We start from the raw sequence: 1,510 nt of genomic DNA, 5'->3' as shown, positions 1-1,510 counted from the left end.
CACCCTCGAAGGCGTCCGCGTGGACCGCGGGCACCGCCGGGTGCTCGGCGACGTGAACCTGCACCTGCCGGCGGGCTCGGTGATCGCCCTGGTCGGGGAGAACGGCGCGGGCAAGACGACCCTGGTCGACGTGGTGAGCGGGCTGCGCACCCCCGGCGCGGGCCGGGTGCTCGTCGACGGCGCCCCGCTCACCGCGCTGGCCGGCTTCGAAGCCCGGGTCGCCGCGGTCCGCCAGGAGTACGCCACCTTCGATTTCTCGCTCCGGGAGAACGTGGGCGTCGGCCACCTGCCCCGGCTCTCCGACGAGCCCCGTGTCCTCGGCGCCCTGGCCGTGGCCGGCGCGCGGTCGCTGGCCGGGACCCTTCCCCGGGGCCTCGACACCCGGCTGGGAGCAGGCGGCAGCGGACTGTCCCGGGGACAGTGGCAACGGCTCGCCCTGGCCCGCGCCGCCCTCCGCCCCGACCCGCTGCTGCTGGTGCTGGACGAGCCCGGCGCCGCGCTCGACCCACGTGCCGAACACGACCTGCTCGAGCGTTTCACCACGTATGCCAGGGAGGCCGGCGCCCGCTCCGGCACGGTCACCGTCCTGGTGTCCCACCGCCTGGCCACCGTCCGGGACGCGGACCTCGTCATCGTTCTCGCCCACGGCACCGTCGCCGAACAGGGCAGCCACAGCGAACTCATGGCCGCGGGCGGCCGCTACGCCCGCCTTTACGCGGCCCAGGCGAGGGGGTACCGGTGACCAGGCTCAACTGGCCACAGCTCGACTGGCACGCGGGATGGCGTATCGGCCAGCACCCGGCGCTCGCGCACACCGACCCGCACGAGTACAACATGGCCACCGCCGCCGCCGCGCCCGCGGGCACCACGCTGCGGCAGGCCCGCGCGGCCGTCACCGAACTGGTCATCCGGCACTCCTCGCTGCGCACCCGGTTCACCGGGGACGCCACCCAGCAGGTGCTGCCCGTGACCATCGCCGACGTCGACCGCATCACCCTCGCCGTGCCCGAGGACGAGGCGCAGACGGTGTTCCGGCAGTGGCTGACCACCGATTTCGTCCTCGCCGACGGGTGGGCGGTGCGGGTGGTCCTGGGCTGCGCCCACGGGACGGTCCGCAGCGTCGGAGTCGTCGCGGACCACCTCGTCGTCGACGGGTGGGGGGTACGGGTGCTCTGCGACGACCTGGTGCGGCTGCTGCGCGGCGAGCGGCTGCCCGCCGAGGTCGCCCAGCCACGGGACGTGGTCGCCTGGGAGGACTCGCCCGCGGGCCGCAGGCACCTCGGCACCGCACTCGCCGGATGGCGCGCGCACCTGACGGCGCTGCGTGAGCACGCCCCGGCGCCGGTGACCGCCGGCCCTCCCGCCTTCTCCGCCTGCTTCGCCGAGTCCACCGCGCTGGGCCGCGCCGCCGAGGCGGCGGCCGCCGCGCACGGTGTGCCGGTGTCCGTGGTGTTCGCCGCCGCGTACGGGTCCGCGCTGTGCGACCTCACCGGGGTACCCGTCGCCGGGC

The 1,510-nt window shown here is 76.0% G+C and carries 2 protein-coding genes; both read left to right on the top strand.

Going from position 1 to position 1,510, the window contains the following annotated elements; translation table 11 throughout:
- Positions 1-742 (top strand): ATP-binding cassette domain-containing protein (locus H5J33_RS34920; RefSeq protein ID WP_220213033.1); only part of this gene is annotated, 742 nt, incomplete at its 5' end.
- Positions 739-1,510: condensation domain-containing protein (locus tag H5J33_RS34915; protein ID WP_309485571.1), on the top strand; the 772-nt coding region annotated here is incomplete at its 3' end. The genes H5J33_RS34920 and H5J33_RS34915, both read left to right, overlap by 4 nt.

Source organism: Streptomyces sp. WELS2, assembly GCF_013870595.1.
Classification (GTDB): Bacteria; Actinomycetota; Actinomycetes; order Streptomycetales; family Streptomycetaceae; genus Streptomyces.
Note: the sequence above shows the minus strand (reverse complement) of the source record. Positions and strands in the feature narration are given on the sequence as shown.